Raw genomic sequence first — 19,695 nt, forward strand, 5'->3', positions numbered from 1 at the left:
CATCAAAATTTGCGAAAATCGCTGTATCATTAAATTGTCTGTTGCATTGTATTATAGAAGAAAATATGCTGTGGTTTTACTATTACAACAGACAAGTTATATAGTGTCAAACGTCCAATAATTTAAACAGGTGATATATAAATGCATGCAGAAATGATAAAAATTACTGAACAATTTGTGAAATCAATATTAGTTGATGACCGAACTGGTCATGATTATTTTCATATACACCGTGTAAGAAACATGGCTTTACGTATTGGGAAAATTGAAAAGGCAAATCTTCTTATAGTTGAAATGGCTGCGCTGTTACATGATACGATAGATGACAAAATTATGGATGATCCAAAAGCTGCAATTAAACACGTAACAAGCTTTATGCATTCAAACGGAGTAAGATCTGTTGATAGTGAACATATAATGGATATCATTACCTCACTTTCGTTTAAAGGCGGAAATGGAGTTCCAATGAAATCGCTTGAAGGTCAAGTTGTTCAAGATGCAGATAGATTAGATGCATTAGGTGCGATCGGTATAGCTCGAGCATTTACATATGGTGGCTTAAAGGGACATATACTTTATGACCCTGACATACCGATAAGGGAAAGTATGACGTATGAACAATATCGATTTGAGCAAGGTACAACAATTAACCATTTTTATGAGAAATTATTACGCCTTTCAGATAAAATGAACACGGAAGAAGGAAAGAAGATAGCGCATCAAAGGCATGGTTTTATAGAAAAGTACTTAAAACAATTTTTTGAGGAATGGAATGGTCAACTATGAAATTACTAACTGTAGAAAATTTCACAAAAAGCTATACAGAAAGAACGTTGTTCGAACACATATCTTTCAGTATAACGTCTGGTGACCGAATCGGGGTCATTGGTGTAAATGGGACTGGGAAATCAACTTTGTTAAAGCTTATTGCTGGAGAAGAAATTCCTGATGAAGGTCAAATGATATGTTCAAAAGGCTATGCAATAAGCTATTTAGCTCAGCAACCAGTATTTAAAGAAAACCATTCAGTGCTTGATCAAGTTTTTCATGGTGATACGCCACTTATTAACTTATTAAAAGAGTACGAGCAAATTTTATTAAAACTAGCAGATGAACCGACAAATGAAAAAATCCAACAAGCGTTATTTACTACACAGCAACGTATGGATGCAATGAATGCTTGGGAAGCAAATTCAAATGCAAAAGCAATTCTAACTAAGCTCGGTATAAAAGATTATTCACAACAAATTGGGGAGCTATCAGGGGGACAAAAAAAGAGAGTTTCATTAGCACAGGCATTGATAGCAGAACCTGATTTGTTAATTTTAGATGAGCCAACGAACCATTTAGATTATGAAACAATCATGTGGTTAGAAGATTATTTAGCTAAGTTTAATGGAGCTATTTTGCTCGTAACACACGATCGGTATTTTTTAGATCGAGTTACAAATCGTATCCTGGAGTTGGATAACGGTAACTTATATAGTTATTCAGGGGGGTATTCATCTTTTTTAGAAGGAAAAGCGTTGAGAGAAGAACAAACACAAGCTAGTGAGGAAAAACGTCAGAATCTATACCGTCATGAACTAGCCTGGATGAAAAGAGGTGCAAAAGCAAGAACAACGAAACAAAAGGCAAGAATAAAACGCTTTGAGGAATTAGAAAATAGTAAATTTACATCAAATGAAAGTAAACTGGATATATCATTACAATCTAGCCGTCTAGGGAAGAAGGTAGTCGAATTAGAAAGTGTTACCAAATCTTACGGGAACAAAAACATTTTAGTAGATTTTAACCTGTTAATTAAACGGGGAGACCGTATCGGTATCGTTGGAGAGAATGGATCTGGAAAATCTACATTGCTAAATTTAATTACAGGAAAAACAACTCCTGACGGTGGAAATGTCTCAGTTGGTCCAACTGTCAAAATTGGATACTATACTCAAGAGACCTTTCAAATGAATGAAAATCAACGGATCATTGAATATGTGAAGGAGTCAAGGGAAGTTATAGAAACGTTAGATGGTCACACAATTTCTGCTGCTCAAATGCTAGAGCGGTTCTTATTTCCGATGCATACTCACGGTACACCAATTCGCAAACTCTCTGGTGGAGAGAGAAAACGATTATTTTTATTAAAGATTTTAATGGATGCACCAAACGTGTTATTACTCGATGAACCAACAAATGACCTTGATACTAAAACTTTGACAATATTAGAAGATTATTTAGATGAGTTCCCAGGTGTTGTAATCACCGTATCACATGACCGATACTTTTTGGACAAAATAGCGGAGCAAATTCTCGTTTTTCAAGGTGATGGACATGTGAAAACACACTTTGGTTTATACACAGCACTTCTTGAACAGCGTACTCAAAAGTCGATAGTGAAAGAATTACAAAAAGAAAAAGAAGTTACGAAAAAAGAAAAGAAGCAAATCCGGAAGCTAACTTATAAGGAACAAAAAGAGTGGGAAACAATTGAAGATCGGATCGCTGAAATGGAGCAAACTTGCGAACATTTGACGCAACAAATTGAACAAACTGGAAGTGATTTTGAAACTGCTCAATCGCTAATGAAGGAACATGAGGATACTACAAAACAATTAGAACAGTTGATGGAACGTTGGGAAGAATTATCTGAAGTCATAGAAGCAACTAAATGAATCTCTAAATTATGGAGATTAATTGTATCTATGGTTGTTAGTTATGAATGCGCTGAACTAAAACTTAGATCCCGTTTGAAAACAACTTCCGACTAATTAACTTTTGATAAAGGTCACCAGTTCAAAACATAATAAAGTATTGTTTTTTCAAGGCTCTTTTCGTAAACTTTATTGCTATTAAAATCAAATTAGTACTATAGATAGTAGTTTTACATGGTTGCTCATTGTTGTACGGAAGAAAAGTGCCAGGAAATCTAGTTGTGTATGTGTTTGGTTCTTATTGCGAAAAACAGCCTTTTTTCAACACCTACACCTTTGGTTGTAGGGACACAATTTACAGTGTCATTCACATTCTAATGTATTATGAAAGTTCAACTTTTACAGTTGGACTTTTTGTATGTCATGATGATTGCTGATGGAAATAATAAATCTATTCCTAGCTTAGTAGACATACACATCATGACGTATATATTAGATATTGTAGAAGCTTTCTTAGTATTGGACAACTCGCTTTGCTCCTAAATATCGAGCGTTCCAGTAGGTGTTACTGAGATGACTAACTGTAACGCCAACTGATGAATCAGTATGAATAAATTGATTATTCCCAATGTAAATTCCAGCATGAGAAGGGCCTGGTTTATACGTTTCGAAAAAAACAATATCACCGATACTTGGATGTTGGACGTCAACAGTAAAATTCCATATGTCACTTACAGTCCTAGGGATTTTGATGTTTTTTTGATCAAATACAAAAGTTAAAAAGCCGCTGCAATCAAAGCCGCTTGGTGAAGTTCCACCCCAAACATATGGGCTACCGATGTATTTTTGTGCAATTGTAATCAAAGATGTATCAACACTGTTCACTGTCGTTTGTTTTGCTGGTTTGATATATATTGTTTTACCAATCTTATTCTTATTAGTTTCAAGGTGTTGCAATGTTTGTCGTCCAGCTATGCCATCAATTGTCAACTTATTACGTTGCTGATATGTTTTTACCGCTGTTAATGTTAGTGGACCGAATATTCCATCAACCTGTCCTTCATAATAATCAAGATTTTGTAATTGGTGTTGTAATTGTAATACATCTTCACCCGTGGAACCGTATGAAAGAACTTTTTGCTTTTGGAGTGTATCAAGCTTAGCTAATCTAGTTAACATCTTTTGATCGGTAATGCCATCTGTAGCTAACTGTGATTTACTTTGAAATAATTGTACAGCTTCCTTCGTTTTCTTACCATAAACCCCGTCAATATGACTATGGTACATTGCCAGGTTTTTAAGTTTTAGTTGAAGTGCTTTCACTGCTTGCCCAGTATGTCCATATCGTAATTGTTCTTTCTTTAGTTCCTGTACACTTATAATATCGTAATTTACAGCTGTGTTAATTGGCAATGACGTACTTAATACTACAGTGGCGGCAACTGATGACATAACAAAGTTATGCTTTGTTCCTGTAGATAACTTCATGTTTGGCCTCCATTCCAATAAAGTGTCATTTGCAATAAGTTAAGTTACCTGAGCTTAGAAAGAGGGGCATTATTTATATCATTAATATTTATGAATAGGAATAATTATGACAAATTAACAGTAGAATTACTCATTTTTTGTAGAAATATATCGGACAACTTTTTAAGGAGTGAGTGTAATGGCTGGAAGGACGTACGTATGTTAAAATTATTTTTACTATACTTGTAGTAAAAAAGGGGAGATTAGTTTGAAGATCAATACAATTGAACCAACACCTAGTCCAAACACAATGAAAATTATCTTAAACAAAGAATTACCCTCTGGAAAAAGTAATAATTATAAGAGAGAGAATAGCGAAAGTGCACCACAAATCATTCAGGACATTTTGTCGATTGATGGTGTGAAAGGAGTATACCATGTTGCTGATTTTTTAGCTGTAGAACGTAATGCCAAGTATGATTGGCAAGAGATCTTACCAAAAGTAAGGGAGGCTTTTGGGGAAGATATTGAAGAATCTAGTGATAAACGCCAAGAAGTTGCTGATACATTTGGGGACGTAAAAGTCTTTGTGCAAATGATCCAATTTATTCCGATGCAAGTGAAATTATTAGATGGACAAACTGAAAAACGATATGGCTTACCAGAGCGATTTAAAGAAGCAGTATTAACAATGCAATCATCCGTAAATAATGTCGTTAGTGATAGACAATGGCAGGAATATGGAACTCGTTATGGTGATATTGAAGATGTTGGATCAGAGGTGGTTGAGGAACTGATAGCTGTTTATGATGAAGACCGCTTAAATAGACTAGTTGATGCAGCAAAGAATAAAGACCATACCGCAGCAAGTCATTTGTTAAGAAACAGTTACAAAGTAACACCTGAAATGCTAGAAAATGCTGATTGGACTAAACGGTATGCTGCTCTTGAACAAATGGAGCCAACTGAGGAAGATATACCAGTTTTAGCACAAGCATTAAATGATGATAAAGCTTCAATACGACGTCTCGCTACCGTCTACTTAGGCATGATAGAAAAACCAGTTGTGTTGCCATATTTATATAAAGCGTTGACTGATAAGAGTATAACAGTTAGAAGAACGGCTGGGGATTGCCTATCAGATATTGGAGATCCAAGTGCGATTGGGGCAATGATTAAAGCTTTACAAGATCCAAGCAAATTAGTACGGTGGAGAGCAGCGATGTTTTTGTATGAAGTTGGAGACGATTCAGCGTTGCCTGCTTTAATTGAAGCTCAAGATGATCCTGAATTTGAAGTTAGTATGCAAATGAAACTAGCAATTGAACGAATTAAAGAAGGGGAGGAAGCCAAAGGGTCTGTTTGGAAACAAATGACCGATAGCAGGAATAACAAAGATTTAATATAGGAGATGTATATACTCAAATCAGGTGTAGAGTTTATTACACCTGGTTTTTTATTGGCACTGATTATACAGGTCATTAAATGTTTCTATCATTAAATAGAACTTTTCTATAAGTCAATGAAGAAAAATAAAACTATAATTTACTTCATACTTAATGATTATTTTAAGGTTGTGATAATGATGGAGAGCAAAATAGTAGGAATAATAGGTGGTATGGGTCCAAAGGCAACAGTAGATTTAATGAATAAAATAATTAATAATACGCCAGCTAAACATGATCAAGACCATCTTCACCTCATTGTGGATAGCAACTCACAAATTCCTGATCGTACATCAGCAATTATAGGTGAAGGCTTAGATCCCACACCATCAATTGTAGCATCTGCACAACGGCTTCAAGAGGCTGGTGCAGATTTATTAATGATTGCGTGTAATACTGCACACTTTTTCTACAAGGCTGTTATAAACTCAGTCGATATACCGGTGATCCATATGCCAATTGAAACTGCGAAATATTTACAAGAGCACAAATACAACACAGTCGGTTTATTAGCTACTGACGGTACTTTACAATCTAACTTGTATCAGCATTGTTTAAATAAATATGACATTGCCCTTATCAATTTAAATAAAGAAATGCAAGCAGATGTAATGAAAGGGATATATTCTATCAAAGGTGGTAAACTAGAAACGGGATTGTTTTACTTATCAGCTGTAGCTAAAGAGGTGAAGGGCCTTGGTGCTGATGCAATTATTGCTGGCTGTACAGAAATACCACTTGTACTTCAATCAACTAAACAATTGATTGTGGTAGACCCAACTGAAATTATTGCAAAAAAGGTCGTCCACATAGCAACAAATATGAACAATGAGTTACTTTCTGTATAGAGCAAGAGTATAACTTAGTAGAGTGATAAGTTAGAAGAGTGAGTAAACAAAAGGGTGGGGAGTATGAATATTGATAATATTGAAGCTTTCATATATGTTTGTCAACTTGGGAGCTTTAATAAAGCAGCAGAAGCGTTATTTTTAACTCAGCCTTCCGTTTCTGCACGAATTCAATCTCTAGAACGTGAAATGAATATTAAGCTATTTCTTCGTCAAGGAAATAAAGTGTCGCTAACTGATAAAGGTGAATATTTTTTTCCCCATGCGCAAAAAATATTGCAATCTTATCAAGAAGCAAAGTATAGACTCCAGCAAGAATTGCTTCCGAACGAATTAAAATTCGGTTGTGCATTATCTATAGCTAATAATGTTTTACCATCTATGTTACCTGACTTTAAAGCTAAATTTAACAATGTGCGAATGAAGATAATAACAGGGCATTCAAAAGACGTTTTACAAAAAGTAATTAATCAAGAAGTTGATTTTGGAATTATAAGAAGAGAAACTCATCCAGAAATTGAAGGGATTCATTTATACGATGACCCTATTAGTCTGTTTGTTTCAAACGGCCATATTTTACTGAAACAGGAAACGATAACGTTAGAGCAAGTTGCAAAATACCCACTCATTTTTTTTGATTATGGCTCAATGGATTGGCTTTATATCCATAGAATTTTTTCAACGAATAGGATTTCACCGAATATATCTTTGGAAGTTGACAATATGGAAACAGCAAAAAACTTAGTCATACAAGGTATGGGAATTAGCTTTTTACCTGAACATTGTGTGAAAAAGGAGCTTCAAAAGGAGCAACTTGTTCGTGTTGAATTAACGCCACCCATTAGAATGAATATAAGCATTGATTTTATTTACGTAAAAGGGAGTTCACAATCTGTTTTTATCAATTATTTTAAGGAAAGACTCTTTTCGTAAACATTGTTGCTATTAAGACTAATTTATGCAACTGACCTCATTTAAAATGCGACAAGTTTCCACGACCGCTTGGGTTATACGTATTTACTTCATAGTAAGAAAAATAACTCAATGCGAAAGTAGTCAAAATTTAATAACATAAATAAAGCAGACTTAAAAAGGGTTAGGTTCTAAGAAGTTGGCTGTTTTTATTGGCGGTTGATCCAATAAAATAAGCAATTGAACTTTTTGGAATCTTGCCCTTTTCCTATGTTCATTTTGTAGCATTGTGAACAGCTTTTAACTTATTTACAGTATTTTAAAAAAATTCACAAAAAAACTATTGCAAAACAAATGAAAACAAACTATATTGTTAAAATATATACTCAAAGAGAGGTTGATAATATGTCCAAGGATTTACGTATCCGAAGTAAAGCGCTTAGTGATGATGTAAAAAGAGCACCGAACCGAGCAATGCTGCGTGCTGTCGGTTTTAGTGATGAAGATTTTAAAAAACCGATGATTGGTATTGCAAGTACATGGAGCGAGGTAACTCCATGTAATATTCATATTGATGAGTTAGCTATCAAGGCAAAGGAAGGTGCTAAAAATGCTGGTGGTGCACCGTTAATATTTAATACGATTACTGTTTCAGATGGCATTTCAATGGGAACAGCAGGTATGAGGTATTCATTACCTAGTCGAGAAGTTATTGCTGATTCAATTGAAACCGTTGTTGGCGGAGAAAATTTAGACGCTTTTGTTGCTATCGGTGGATGTGACAAAAACATGCCTGGATGTATGATCGCTATTGGTCGTTCTAATGTGCCAGCAGTATTCGTTTACGGTGGTACAATAAAACCTGGTAGACATAATGACAAAGATATTGACATTGTTTCAGCATTTGAAGGAGTTGGACAGTATAATAAAGGTGATATTGATCGTGAAGAGCTTCATCAAATTGAGTGTCATGCATGCCCTGGGGCTGGCTCCTGTGGAGGAATGTATACTGCAAACACGATGGCTTCTGCAATAGAGGCAATGGGAATGAGTTTACCTGGAAGTTCATCGAATCCAGCAGAGTCTTCCTTCAAAGGCGAAGACTGTTTGAAAGCAGGAGAAGCTGTTTATCATTTGTTAGAAAAAGAGATTTATCCAAAGGATATTATGACAAAAGAAGCATTTGAGAATGCTTTTACTGTAGTATTAGCGCTTGGAGGATCGACAAATGCAATTCTTCATTTATTAGCAATTGCTCATTCAGTTGATGTCGATTTGTCATTGGAAGACTTTGATAGATTACAAAAGAAAGTGCCTCATATTGCGGATTTAAAGCCAAGTGGTCAATATGTGATGCAAGATCTTCATGAAGCAGGTGGGGTACAAGCCGTTATGAAAGTATTACTTGATGAAGGTCTATTACACGGACATTGTCTTACGGTAACAGGGAAAACATTAGCAGATAACTTAGTAGAGGCACCACCTTTAGTAGAAGGCCAAAAGGTTATCACGCCATTTTCTGAACCGTTAAAACCAACGGGTCCTTTAGTTATTTTAAAAGGTAATTTAGCTCCAGATGGTGCAGTTGCAAAAGTATCAGGCTTGAAAACAAAGCACTTAACTGGACCAGCTAAAGTATTTAATTCAGAGGATGAAGCGACTCAAGCAGTACTAAATGATGATATCAAAGCTGGTGATGTACTTGTTATTCGTTATGAAGGACCTAAGGGAGGTCCTGGTATGCCAGAGATGCTATCAATATCAGCAATCTTAGTTGGTAAAGGATTAGGAGAGAGTGTAGCATTATTAACTGATGGTCGCTTCTCAGGAGGCACACACGGACTTGTTGTTGGCCACATTGCTCCAGAAGCTCAAGTAGGTGGCCCAATTGGGTTATTGAAAACTGGTGATATCGTAACCATCAATAGTGAGTTACAGTCACTATCCGTTGATCTTTCAGAAGTAGAGCTAGAAAAACGTCGAGCTAGCTGGGTAGCACCTAAGTTACATTCAAGAGGTGTCTTAGGAAAATTCGCTCATCAAGTCTCTTGTGCTTCAAAAGGTGCGGTCACGGATCTTTATTAAGTTTTTATTAGTTGATTTTCTATGATTTGTACAGTATTCTTTAAGCATCGGAATGTAATTGGAGGGAATTGTTTATGTCGATGGCTTATGAAGAATATATGAAACAAATGGTTAAACCGATGCGTCAAGAGTTAGTCAGTGCAGGCTTTACTGAACTATTGACAGCTGAATCAGTTGAAGAATTTTTAGATGAAGCACAAGGCACTACATTAGTTGTAGTTAACTCGGTATGTGGATGTGCAGCAGGGCTAGCTAGACCAGCTGCAACGCAGGCTGTATTAAATAATGACAAAAAACCTGATCAGCTTGTGACAGTGTTTGCAGGTCAAGATAAAGAGGCAACTTCTAAGATGAGGGAGTATTTTGTCGACCTTGAGCCATCATCACCATCAATGGCTCTACTGAAAGGGAAAGAAGTAGTACATTTTATTCCTCGTCATGAAATTGAAGGTCATGCGATGGAACAGATTATGGAGAACTTACAATCTGCTTTTAATAAATCATGTTAAGAGGATGTCTATATGACGTCCTCTTTCTTATGGTACGTGAAAGTACACTTAATATTATTTGATTAAATAAAGCTTACAACTATTTATGAGATTTTACAGAAGAATTAATAATAGGTGATGACATTGATTGCGACAACTGGTGGTCGAACAGATGAAAATGGTATTCTACTTGCAAAAGAAGTAGCGAGGGATTTAAAAATCTCTTATGTTGATAGAAAAAAATCGTCTATAAAGGAATTGAAACACCATTATAACAAAGATGTGCTAATGATAGGTAGAAATAGACTAGAAATACATCCTATCACTGCTAATGAGCCGGTGTTTTTTCATCCTAACTCAGCTATGTTCCGTTTAAAACGCATAATGATAGGACTAGATGACCCATTTCTTAGAGCTGTGCAACTTTCAGAAGGAATGACTTTTTTAGATTGCACTGTCGGACTAGCTTCTGATAGTATTTTGGCAAGTTATGTAGTTGGTAGGAGCGGAAGAGTTGTAGGAGTTGAAGGAAATCGTTATTTAGCATATTTGGTTAAGAGAGGGTTACATGAATGGAACTCTCAATTATTAGAAATGAACAATGCTATGAAATGGATTGAAGTTGTTCATTACGATCATTTACTATATTTAAAAAAGTGTCCGAGCGATTCTTTTGATGTCGTATATTTTGATCCAATGTTTGAAAAAACGATAAACGAATCAAACGGTATTAATAGCTTAAAACATTTAGCAGTTTATTCAGAAATTACAGCGGAAGTGTTATCTGAAGCAAAGCGCGTAGCAAAACGAAGAATAGTGTTGAAAGATCATTATCAAAGTAACACGTTTGACAAGTTTAATTTTATTGTAGAAAAACGAAAAACAGCTAAATTTCACTTTGGCTACATTCATGCCACTATGTGATGTTCTCATAGTGATTATTCAAAATTGTTTTTTTCAATATCGTTATAGCATTGTAGCTCTTTGTACGATTAACAACAATCAAGGTGCAAACAGCCTTTGGTTAAATAAAAAAAGTACGAGGTTTGGTTAAATAAATTGCTGTTCGAATGAAATTAGTTAAGTAGGTTAAAGTATACAGATGGAGGTGATTATAGTGTCTAAAAAACATAAGAAAAACCCTGCAACGATCGGTTTAAGCTCTCCTGATGTGGAGGGGCAAGGGACTACTTCAGCTGAAACTGGAAATTATCAGAAAAGTTCAGCTCGAAAGAAAAATAAACAATCATAAGCGAAGTTGGGGCGACTCGACATACATTTGAGTCGTCCCAAAACTCTACTAACATCACCAGCCTTTATGTTAGTATGTTTACCGGTTATTTCTTTACTGCTATAAGATTTTTTAGTGAATAAGTTGAAGTTGAAATGCAGCTTATTCGCAGCTTATGAAGGTTGTTTTTTTTGTATTATCACAAAGTTAGTCAGTTATGTTTAAATAAGTTAAAAACCCCAATGTGACAATAGATAATACAAAATAAACAATATCACTTTCCATAATTGAAACCTCCTCTCTACATAATATTTGTGCTATAATATTTATTAATATATCGAACTTAAAAATGAAACATTTATACTACTAAACTCGTATTAATATATTATGATCATCATGTGGAATAATAGAATGAAAACATTTACATAAAAGTAGATTTATTTAAAAAGGAAGGAAGAATTACAATGCCACTGTGGGTGAGAAAAACACTTGTCATCTTAATCACCATATGTACATTTGGATTAATAACTCCACCGCCATCTTTAACAGTCCCAGTTTCTAAATCCAATGACACATCGAAGCAAGATTTAGTTAACTCTGAGCTGACAGCTGATGATGAGGAGCACCTATTCCAGTTAAAGGTTGAAGATGATGAGAATAATAGACAACAATTTATCGAAACGACGATGACTGCTGTTGAAGATAAGTCGTTTGAGAAATTTGGACAAAAAATTGGTCCTGTTATCGAGGATGAATTTCGTCTAGCTGTATTACCCAAAATCGAAGAAGTAATACTAGATTTAACTAAACAATACCCAGATTATAAATTGCATAATTTATCAATTACAGAAAGTCCATCTGGTGGCTATGGAGAAAAAATATTTAACATATATGATAATGAGAAAAATAAGGATCTTGTCCGTTTTCATGTCAGAAGAGATCACCCACCTTTGGACGGATATTGGTTCAATTTTCACTACCATACGTATCAAGATACATTCCAAACACACAACGATTTAGGTAGTATATATTGGGACAAAAATACCCCACCACGGTGGAAAACCTAAGGTCGATTTTTACGTTGCTTTTTCAAAAGCAACGTATTTTTTTGTTTTTTGCTATATTAAAAAACTATTTAGGAAACTAGTATTAAATATGATTCAGGTGAAAAACTACTTTCTTGATGGATAGATATACATTCTTTAAGATGAATTATTCAGTAGTTTATTATACTTAAGTAACAAAGCTGCTTGATTGTAACAATATGGATCGTGATTTCGACAAAATAATATTTTTTAGATCATAATATTTTGATAATTGACAACAATCGTTCACATGTATTAAAATAAAAAAGCAGCATGAAGACTTTGGTATCCTCATCTTCATAAGTATTATTACCCTATAGTTTTTAACACAACAAAGTATTAAAGAGGTGAAGTTATGTCATTAACAAAAAAAATATTAATTGGTATGGCATTAGGTATTTTCGTCGGGTTAGTTTTCAATATCGGAATTCCTCAATGGTTTGACGCAGCAGAAACTTACATTTTAACTCCACTCGGTAAAATCTTCATTGGCTTAATTAAGCTATTAGTAGTACCTATTGTTATTATCTCACTAATTTTAGGAACTGCTGGAATAAGTGATCCGAAAAAATTAGGACGAATCGGGATTAAAACAGTTATCTTTTTCTTAATTACTACTTCTATTGCACTAGTAATTGCTTTATCTGTAGGTAATATTCTACAGCCAGGTCTAGTAGATGGATTAACTATAGGTGAAGATACAGAAGTAGAAGCAAAAGAGGCACCACCGGTTATGGATACATTAATCGATATCATTCCAACTAATGCATTTCAAGCAATGGTTGAAGGAAACATGTTGCAAATTATCTTTTTCTCTATTCTAATAGGTTTTGCTATTACACAGCTTGAAGGAAAAGTACCTTCTATTAAAAAGATAATTGAAGAATCAAATAGTATATTAATGTTCTTGGTAGATGTTGTTATGAAGCTAGCTCCTATCGGCGCATTCGCACTTATAGCGGTTGCGATAGGTGGACAAGGATTTGATGCGATTGCTGCGATGGGTAAATATTTCATTGCTGTACTATTAGCTCTATTCATACATTTGTCAATAACATATGGTTCAGTTATATTAGTTCTTGGTAAAATGAATCCGATTACTTTTGTTAAAAACTTCTTACCAGCTATAGCTGTTGCTTTTAGTACATCAAGTAGCTCAGCTACTTTACCAGTATCAATGGAAACAGCTCAAAAGAACTTAAAAATACCTAAGAGTATTAGTGGTTTCGTTCAGCCATTAGGTGCAACAATCAACATGGACGGTACAGCGATCATGCAAGGGGTTGCTACAGTATTTATTGCTCAGCTATACGGTGTAGATCTTTCAATGGCTGATCTAGCTACTATCGTATTAACAGCTACATTAGCTAGTATCGGAACTGCAGGTGTTCCTGGTGTTGGAATAATTATGTTAACGATGGTACTAACATCTGTTGGATTAAGCTTAGAGGCAATTGCACTCGTTCTTGGTGTTGATAGGTTACTTGATATGACAAGAACAGCAGTTAATATTACTGGTGACGCTGCATGTGCGAAGTTTATCGCTAAATCAGAAGAAAAGCATGAAGCAAGTAATGCTAAAACTGCATAAACCAAAATAGCTAACCTAATAATTAGGTTGGCTATTTTTATATTTAAGTAGTTCATCTTCTCATTTCCATAATTTAATAGAGTTTGAGCACACCCTCCACTGAATGATATATGTTACACTAAGATTACATATATATTACACTAGATTTTCAAGTTGGGGGGAGGCACCATTGAACATGATGAAAAAAATGACGCTATTATTATGTATATTTGTCCCCTTCCTTACGATCCCTTCCTCTGCTAATCAATATGGTGTACTACTAAAAAACTATCATCCAATAAATGAAATGACAGTTGTTCAACAACTATCAAACTATGAATATATTAAAGAGATTCTACTACTTCCAAATGAGGAATTTGACGAACGAGCAGTTCTTAATATAATACAATCGCTTAACCGAATTGATTCTGCAATAATGCAGAAATTAGTTAATAACAAAGTATATGTAAAATTGTTTAATGGTTCGATTGTTAATGAACCATTTGCTAACCACCTAGCAGGTGTGAGACCGAGAGGTTATGTGGATACTGACATGAAGTGGGATAGTGTTCCTGGAATGGGAGGAAATTACGTCGTACTTGTAAAAATAGGACATAGTGATAAAGGGCAAGGTCACGGTTCTCACAACCTTGAATTGCACGAGTTAGCGCATTCGATTGATGCGATTGTTTTTGATAACATTAGACATAGTATGGAGTTTTTGGCAGCTTGGAATTCGGAAGTGTCTACCATATTTCCTAATCAACCATATTTTAATGATTATCCAGAAGAATTTTTTGCAGAAGCTTTTGCTATGTACTATACAAGTGATGAAACGAGAGAGCTTCTTGCGGAAAATGCCCCGTTAACAACGAGATATATACGTAGCTTACCGTTAATGAAATGAGGAAATTAGATGTTATCAATCATTGTTGCATTTGATAAAAACCGTACCATTGGAAAAAACAACAGCATTCCGTGGCACCTTCCTAATGATTTAGCACACGTTAAACGTATAACAATGGGTCACACTTTAGTTATGGGAAGAAAAACATTTGATTCTATAGGGAGACCGTTACCAGGTAGAAAAAATGTGGTTTTAACGAAAGATCGAAGTATAGAAATAGAAGGTGTTCAACTGATTCATACAATCGATGACATCTTTCGTATTGAAGAACAAGCTAACACCGAGGAAGTATTTATTTTTGGTGGTGAGACACTGTATAAGCAACTATTTCCATATGTCGATAAGCTGTATGTTACGTTTGTTGATGCTACATATGCAGGGGATACGTATTTTCCTTTTATCATTTCTGATGATGACTGGGATTTGAAATCAAAGACAAAAGGTTTGAAGGATGAAGATAACAATATAGACTATTATTTCTTAACTTATGAACGTAGGAGAAGTGAAGAAGTAATAAGGTAAAAAAGTGCATAAGAAGCTTTGCTGCACCTAATACTTTGAACAGGTGCGATTAATGATGTCATTTCCGTTAATCATTATGACAAACCCAAGTATAATTGCATGTTTTTATTGTTGGTGAGAAATTTAAAATATTTTCTGAAAATATATTTCATTTTAAATATTTCATGATATAATGTTCCAATCACAACATTAACGTATTAAAGTAATTACTACTTACAGAAAGGGTTTGTATAATGAGCCAACAAGTTAAACAACAAGTAAAGCGTGTTCAACTCGAGGATATAATGATCGCCCATCAAACATTGAAAGATGTAGTAACTCATACCCCTTTACAGCGCAATGAAGTCTTATCAGAAAGATTTGATTGTAATATATATATAAAGAGAGAAGATCTACAGGTTGTACGTTCTTTCAAAATTCGCGGAGCGTATAATTGTATCAAACATTTGTCAAAGCAAGAGTTGGAATCTGGAGTTGTATGTGCAAGCGCAGGCAATCACGCTCAAGGAGTTGCATATTCTTGTAGACATCTTGGTATTCATGGCAAGATATTTATGCCATCAACAACTCCAAGACAAAAGGTATCACAAGTAGAGCTGTTTGGGAAAGAGAACGTTGAAATTATCTTAACAGGTGATACATTTGACGATGCCTACGAGGAAGCCATGACATGCAGTAAATTAGAGAATAGACCATTCATACATCCATTTGACGATATGAACGTTATTGCTGGTCAAGGTACTGTGGCAGTAGAACTATTAAATGATTGCGATGAATCAATCGACTATATTTTTGCTAGTATTGGTGGTGGTGGTCTCATTTCGGGAATTGGTACTTATGTAAAGAGCATTTCACCGCAAACAAAGGTCATTGGTGTTGAACCTGAGGGAGCTCCTGCCATGGTTGTATCTCGAAAAAAGGGGGAAGTGACGACTCTTGATACAATTGATAAATTTGTTGATGGAGCTGCTGTGAAAAAAGTAGGTGATACGACGTTTAACATAAGTAACGCTGTCGTAGATGATGTACTGTTAGTTCCTGAAGGGAAAGCTTGTACGACAATACTTGAATTATATAATGAAAATGCTATTGTTGCTGAGCCTGCAGGCGCATTACCAATTGCAGCATTAGATTTTTATAAAGACCAAATACGTGGGAAAACGGTTGTTTGTGTCATAAGTGGTGGTAATAACGATATCGGAAGAATGCAAGAGATTAAAGAACGGTCTATGATGTATGAAGGCTTGCAACACTATTTTATTGTTAATTTCCCTCAGAGAGCTGGGGCGTTAAGAGAATTTCTAGATGAAGTGTTAGGTCTAACTGACGATATTTCAAGATTTGAATATACGAAAAAAAATAATAGAGAAAATGGACCTGCATTAGTAGGAATTGAATTAAAGCACAAAAACGACTATAAACCATTAATAGAACGTATGAACAAAAAAGGTTTTGCATATCAAGAAGTGAAAAAGGACAGCAATCTTTTCCATTTGTTTATTTAACAGTTTATTTTTCGGTTAAAAAGAAGATTTTATGAATATAAGTAAATATGAATTTCTTGTGAATAATCTCTGTTCCTCATCCATTTTTGTTGGAAATAATAATATAATTTAACTAAGCTTTTCATGAAATATATATTGGAAACAGGGGGGGATAAACATGCTTACAAATATTGGGGTCCCGGGACTTATACTTATATTAGTAATTGCTTTAGTTATATTCGGTCCTAAAAAACTTCCTGAAATTGGGCGATCTTTTGGACAAACGCTGAAAGAATTTAAAACATCTACTAAAGAATTAACTAGCGATGTGATTGACGAATTAGAAGAAGATAAAAAGAAGAAAGCGACCTGAAGTTCCATACTTAATTAAGGTTATTTAAGATTGATTTATTCGTAATCCATGTATTTCTTCTATAATATTCGTGACAATCGCATAAACCTCTTCTAGCTGTTCTAGCATGAGCAGCAACAAAGGTAGTGATAAAGACCTTAAGAGGGTGGCTCATAATGAAAGGATTAGATTTCTTAGCCTCTATATATTGTATAACCTTCCAGGTAGCGATACCTATATACAACATATAAAGGATTGTGAAGAAGATTCTTCAGGGGTCACCCTCTTGAAATGTGGATGATGAAACAGAGGCGGGTGTTTGGAGATGGAAGATCAAGAGATGAAACTGGTAGACCACTTAGATGAGCTAAGGAAACGACTACTTATTACAATGGTGGCTTTTATCATTTTTTTTGTTTTAGCATTTATCTTTGTTAAAGATATATATAATTGGCTTGTAATGGGTCTAGACCCATATAGTATTACGTTAGTTATATTAGGTCCAAGTGAAGTATTATGGGTTTATTTTACAATTGCTGGAATATTAGCGATTGCTTGCACAATTCCGATATTGGCTCTACAAATATGGCTATTCGTTAAGCCAGCGTTGAAGCCTTATGAGCGGAAAATAACACTTTCATACATCCCAGCTTTATTTATTTTATTTATCTTAGGTTTGTGCTTTGGCTATTTTGTTATACTTGACGTTGTTTTCGGCTTTTTAACAAGCTTAGGTGAAGAAATGTTTGATACAATGTTTACGGCAGAAAAGTATTTTCAATTCGTCTTAACGATGACGATCCCATTTGCCATCTTGTTTGAGTTACCAGTTGTGGTTATGTTTTTGACGAGTATTGGCATCATCAATCCATATGTTTTGCAAAAGGTACGAAAATACGCTTATTTCGTTTTAGTTATTATTTCAGTTACTATTTCACCACCTGACTTTATTTCTGACTTCTTAGTTACAATTCCGTTACTATTTTTATATGAATGTAGCATAATACTTTCGAAAATTATATACAAGAAAAAACAGAAGAAAGAAGAGCGAGATCAAGTAGATATGTTGTCAAATGAAGTTGCAAAATGACCTCTCAGAGGTCTTTTTTTTCGCTCTTTATATGGCTCTTTTCTTAACCCCTGCCTGCAAAAGGCTACGTTTTATTATGAACAACGATGACGCGTATTAATCTACTTAGCTGTTCTAATGTTGTAAGAGTGGTTACATCGTTTTCGAAAATAACAATAATAAAAGCATTGACAATTACTGTAGGGGGGTATAGTATTGTGAGTGTAAACATGATACTTTAACATATTGAAAGATTGGAGAGATACTGAAATATGACTAAAGGGAAATTAATTACAATAGCTGTCAACGGCGGTGTAGGCTTCGGTGCAAAACTTACCTCCAAACAATTAATGGTGCTTGCTAAACATATTGGGGAAGATAGTGAGGTAGAGCTTACAACCTTTCAACAACTCTATATAGACGTTGCAGAAAATGAAGTCGATGCAGTTGTCGCGGATTTAGAGAACAATGGATTTTCATGTTATCCAGTTGGTATGTACGTAAAGAGTTTAAGAACTTGTAATTTTTGTAAGGGCGCTGAAGAAGAAGGAATGCCTGTAGCTATCGAACTGAATAAACGCATTGCTGGGAGAGAAGTACCATTTCCAGTTCGTCCAGCATATACAGGGTGTCAAAATGCTTGTGGTGAACCACTTATGAACGATATTGGCGTTATAAAAAATAAAGATAGCTATGATCTATACATTGGTGGCAAAGCAAAAGGCGTTGATGCAAAAGTAGCAAAGCTTTTTAAATCCCAACTTACGCCAGAAGATTTATATACAACAATAGACGATATATTAGCAGTATATCAACAACAAGGCAAGAAGAGAGAGCATTTTGCAAAATTTATAGATCGGGTAGGGTTTAATCAATTATTACATGAGGTCGAAGATAGTCTCGAAAAAAGATAATTATCCGCTTGACATATACCTTACAGGGGTATACTATATAACTAAGAGGTGATCACAATGGATAATGATTGTCATGTAAGTGATGAGGGGAAAATGCTTGCGACACCCCGAAGTGATAAAGAAAAGGATCAGTTAATAAAGCGTCTAAAAAGAGTAGAAGGACAGGTTCGAGGTATTCAAAAGATGGTTGAAGATGATCGTTATTGTGTTGATATTCTTATCCAAGTTTCAGCGATCAATTCTGCTTTGAAAAATGTAGGGTTTCAATTATTAGAACGACATGCACATCACTGTGTATCTGACGCTATAAAAGAAGGTTCAGGTGATGAAGCAATAGAAGAATTAATGAAAGTAATTAAACAGTTCTCTAAATCATAAATATGGGGATGATCAATATGAGCGAGCAGAGTCAATTAGTACAAAACCCGACCCAAAACCAGATCAAATTGGGGGTAACAGGGATGACTTGTGCCGCGTGTTCCACACGAATTGAAAAGGTCTTAAACAAAATGGACGGTGTGGAAGCGAATGTAAATTTGGCTATGGAAGCTGCAACAATTAAGTATAATGCTGATACAGTGAAGCCGGAAGATGTAGTGTCAAAAATAAATAAACTCGGCTACGGTGTACAGACTGAGAAGGTAGATCTTGATATATACGGCATGACATGT

Annotated in this window: 20 protein-coding genes; 19 read left to right on the top strand and 1 reads right to left on the bottom strand. The window is 35.0% G+C overall.

The genetic code is table 11. The annotated features are described in order from the left end of the window. The first annotated feature begins 141 nt into the window (after nt 1-141). Both SLH52_RS15190 and SLH52_RS15195 read left to right on the top strand, forming a co-directional pair. Nucleotides 142-786, top strand: coding sequence for an HD domain-containing protein (locus SLH52_RS15190; protein WP_320210118.1), 645 nt, complete (start codon nt 142-144; stop codon nt 784-786). After that, on the top strand, nt 783-2,666 hold the full coding sequence (locus tag SLH52_RS15195; protein ID WP_320210119.1) for an ABC-F family ATP-binding cassette domain-containing protein: 1,884 nt from the start codon (nt 783-785) through the stop codon (nt 2,664-2,666). The genes SLH52_RS15190 and SLH52_RS15195 overlap by 4 nt, the downstream gene beginning before the upstream one ends. Before the next feature lie 492 nt (nt 2,667-3,158). Here the strand turns inward: SLH52_RS15195 and SLH52_RS15200 are convergent, their stop codons facing one another. After that, on the bottom strand, nt 3,159-4,133 hold the full coding sequence (locus SLH52_RS15200) for a peptidoglycan-binding protein (RefSeq protein WP_320210120.1): 975 nt from the start codon (nt 4,131-4,133) through the stop codon (nt 3,159-3,161). A gap of 247 nt (nt 4,134-4,380) precedes the next feature. Here SLH52_RS15200 and SLH52_RS15205 point away from each other — a divergent pair, with 247 nt between their 5' ends. The 17 genes from SLH52_RS15205 to SLH52_RS15285 form a co-directional block, all read left to right on the top strand. Then, nucleotides 4,381-5,520, top strand: coding sequence for a conserved virulence factor C family protein (locus tag SLH52_RS15205; protein WP_320210121.1), 1,140 nt, complete (start codon nt 4,381-4,383; stop codon nt 5,518-5,520). A 174-nt stretch (nt 5,521-5,694) separates the two neighbouring features. Then, nucleotides 5,695-6,405 carry an aspartate/glutamate racemase family protein gene (locus SLH52_RS15210; RefSeq protein ID WP_320210122.1) on the top strand — a complete coding sequence of 237 codons (711 nt, stop codon included), beginning with the start codon at nt 5,695-5,697 and terminating at the stop codon, nt 6,403-6,405. Nucleotides 6,406-6,468: 63 nt separating this feature from the next. Further along, nucleotides 6,469-7,338: a LysR family transcriptional regulator gene (locus tag SLH52_RS15215; protein ID WP_320210123.1), complete on the top strand. Its 870-nt coding sequence runs from the start codon at nt 6,469-6,471 to the stop codon at nt 7,336-7,338. A gap of 384 nt (nt 7,339-7,722) precedes the next feature. Then, a complete protein-coding gene (ilvD, locus tag SLH52_RS15220; protein WP_320210124.1) occupies nt 7,723-9,402 on the top strand; it encodes a dihydroxy-acid dehydratase in 1,680 nt (559 codons plus the stop codon). A gap of 74 nt (nt 9,403-9,476) precedes the next feature. Further along, on the top strand, nt 9,477-9,911 hold the full coding sequence (locus tag SLH52_RS15225; RefSeq protein WP_320210125.1) for a BrxA/BrxB family bacilliredoxin: 435 nt from the start codon (nt 9,477-9,479) through the stop codon (nt 9,909-9,911). Between the two features lie 123 nt (nt 9,912-10,034). Continuing rightward, nucleotides 10,035-10,814 (top strand): class I SAM-dependent methyltransferase, encoded by a 780-nt coding sequence (locus SLH52_RS15230; RefSeq protein ID WP_320210126.1) that lies wholly within the window; start codon nt 10,035-10,037, stop codon nt 10,812-10,814. A 193-nt stretch (nt 10,815-11,007) separates the two neighbouring features. Then, nucleotides 11,008-11,142, top strand: a complete 135-nt coding sequence (locus tag SLH52_RS15235) for a YuzL family protein (RefSeq protein WP_320210127.1) — start codon at nt 11,008-11,010, stop codon at nt 11,140-11,142. A 443-nt stretch (nt 11,143-11,585) separates the two neighbouring features. Beyond that, nucleotides 11,586-12,188: a YpjP family protein gene (locus tag SLH52_RS15240; protein ID WP_413785542.1), complete on the top strand. Its 603-nt coding sequence runs from the start codon at nt 11,586-11,588 to the stop codon at nt 12,186-12,188. A gap of 373 nt (nt 12,189-12,561) precedes the next feature. Next, nucleotides 12,562-13,797: a dicarboxylate/amino acid:cation symporter gene (locus SLH52_RS15245; protein WP_320210128.1), complete on the top strand. Its 1,236-nt coding sequence runs from the start codon at nt 12,562-12,564 to the stop codon at nt 13,795-13,797. Between the two features lie 175 nt (nt 13,798-13,972). Further along, a complete protein-coding gene (locus SLH52_RS15250) occupies nt 13,973-14,683 on the top strand; it encodes an anthrax toxin lethal factor-related metalloendopeptidase (RefSeq protein WP_320210129.1) in 711 nt (236 codons plus the stop codon). Between the two features lie 9 nt (nt 14,684-14,692). Continuing rightward, the gene (locus SLH52_RS15255) at nt 14,693-15,205 is read left to right on the top strand and encodes a dihydrofolate reductase (RefSeq protein WP_320210130.1); all 513 of its coding nucleotides are present in this window, start codon (nt 14,693-14,695) and stop codon (nt 15,203-15,205) included. A 233-nt stretch (nt 15,206-15,438) separates the two neighbouring features. Beyond that, on the top strand, nt 15,439-16,710 hold the full coding sequence (ilvA, locus tag SLH52_RS15260) for a threonine ammonia-lyase IlvA (protein ID WP_320210131.1): 1,272 nt from the start codon (nt 15,439-15,441) through the stop codon (nt 16,708-16,710). Between the two features lie 157 nt (nt 16,711-16,867). Then, nucleotides 16,868-17,062 (top strand): twin-arginine translocase TatA/TatE family subunit, encoded by a 195-nt coding sequence (locus tag SLH52_RS15265; protein WP_214481192.1) that lies wholly within the window; start codon nt 16,868-16,870, stop codon nt 17,060-17,062. Nucleotides 17,063-17,366: 304 nt separating this feature from the next. Further along, nucleotides 17,367-18,131 carry a twin-arginine translocase subunit TatC gene (gene tatC / locus SLH52_RS15270; RefSeq protein ID WP_320210132.1) on the top strand — a complete coding sequence of 255 codons (765 nt, stop codon included), beginning with the start codon at nt 17,367-17,369 and terminating at the stop codon, nt 18,129-18,131. A gap of 251 nt (nt 18,132-18,382) precedes the next feature. Then, on the top strand, nt 18,383-19,024 hold the full coding sequence (locus tag SLH52_RS15275; protein WP_320210133.1) for a nitrite reductase: 642 nt from the start codon (nt 18,383-18,385) through the stop codon (nt 19,022-19,024). Between the two features lie 57 nt (nt 19,025-19,081). Continuing rightward, nucleotides 19,082-19,402, top strand: coding sequence for a metal-sensing transcriptional repressor (locus tag SLH52_RS15280; RefSeq protein WP_320210134.1), 321 nt, complete (start codon nt 19,082-19,084; stop codon nt 19,400-19,402). Nucleotides 19,403-19,419: 17 nt separating this feature from the next. Continuing rightward, the coding region (locus SLH52_RS15285) for a cation transporter (RefSeq protein WP_320210135.1) at nt 19,420-19,695 on the top strand (276 nt) is incomplete at its 3' end.

Origin of the sequence: Cytobacillus sp. IB215665 (assembly GCF_033963835.1) — a bacterium.
Lineage (GTDB): Bacteria > Bacillota > Bacilli > Bacillales > SM2101 > Nanhaiella.

Coding starts and splice junctions, on each gene's coding strand:
- SLH52_RS15195 (WP_320210119.1), top strand. CDS start 783: ATGAAATTACTAACTGTAGAAAATTTCACAAAAAGCTATACAGAAAGA.
- SLH52_RS15240 (WP_413785542.1), top strand. CDS start 11,586: ATGCCACTGTGGGTGAGAAAAACACTTGTCATCTTAATCACCATATGT.
- tatC (WP_320210132.1), top strand. CDS start 17,367: ATGGAAGATCAAGAGATGAAACTGGTAGACCACTTAGATGAGCTAAGG.
- SLH52_RS15280 (WP_320210134.1), top strand. CDS start 19,082: ATGGATAATGATTGTCATGTAAGTGATGAGGGGAAAATGCTTGCGACA.
- SLH52_RS15225 (WP_320210125.1), top strand. CDS start 9,477: ATGTCGATGGCTTATGAAGAATATATGAAACAAATGGTTAAACCGATG.
- SLH52_RS15245 (WP_320210128.1), top strand. CDS start 12,562: ATGTCATTAACAAAAAAAATATTAATTGGTATGGCATTAGGTATTTTC.
- ilvA (WP_320210131.1), top strand. CDS start 15,439: ATGAGCCAACAAGTTAAACAACAAGTAAAGCGTGTTCAACTCGAGGAT.
- SLH52_RS15255 (WP_320210130.1), top strand. CDS start 14,693: ATGTTATCAATCATTGTTGCATTTGATAAAAACCGTACCATTGGAAAA.
- SLH52_RS15215 (WP_320210123.1), top strand. CDS start 6,469: ATGAATATTGATAATATTGAAGCTTTCATATATGTTTGTCAACTTGGG.
- SLH52_RS15190 (WP_320210118.1), top strand. CDS start 142: ATGCATGCAGAAATGATAAAAATTACTGAACAATTTGTGAAATCAATA.
- SLH52_RS15275 (WP_320210133.1), top strand. CDS start 18,383: ATGACTAAAGGGAAATTAATTACAATAGCTGTCAACGGCGGTGTAGGC.
- SLH52_RS15250 (WP_320210129.1), top strand. CDS start 13,973: ATGATGAAAAAAATGACGCTATTATTATGTATATTTGTCCCCTTCCTT.
- ilvD (WP_320210124.1), top strand. CDS start 7,723: ATGTCCAAGGATTTACGTATCCGAAGTAAAGCGCTTAGTGATGATGTA.
- SLH52_RS15200 (WP_320210120.1), bottom strand. CDS start 4,133: ATGAAGTTATCTACAGGAACAAAGCATAACTTTGTTATGTCATCAGTT.
- SLH52_RS15210 (WP_320210122.1), top strand. CDS start 5,695: ATGATGGAGAGCAAAATAGTAGGAATAATAGGTGGTATGGGTCCAAAG.
- SLH52_RS15265 (WP_214481192.1), top strand. CDS start 16,868: ATGCTTACAAATATTGGGGTCCCGGGACTTATACTTATATTAGTAATT.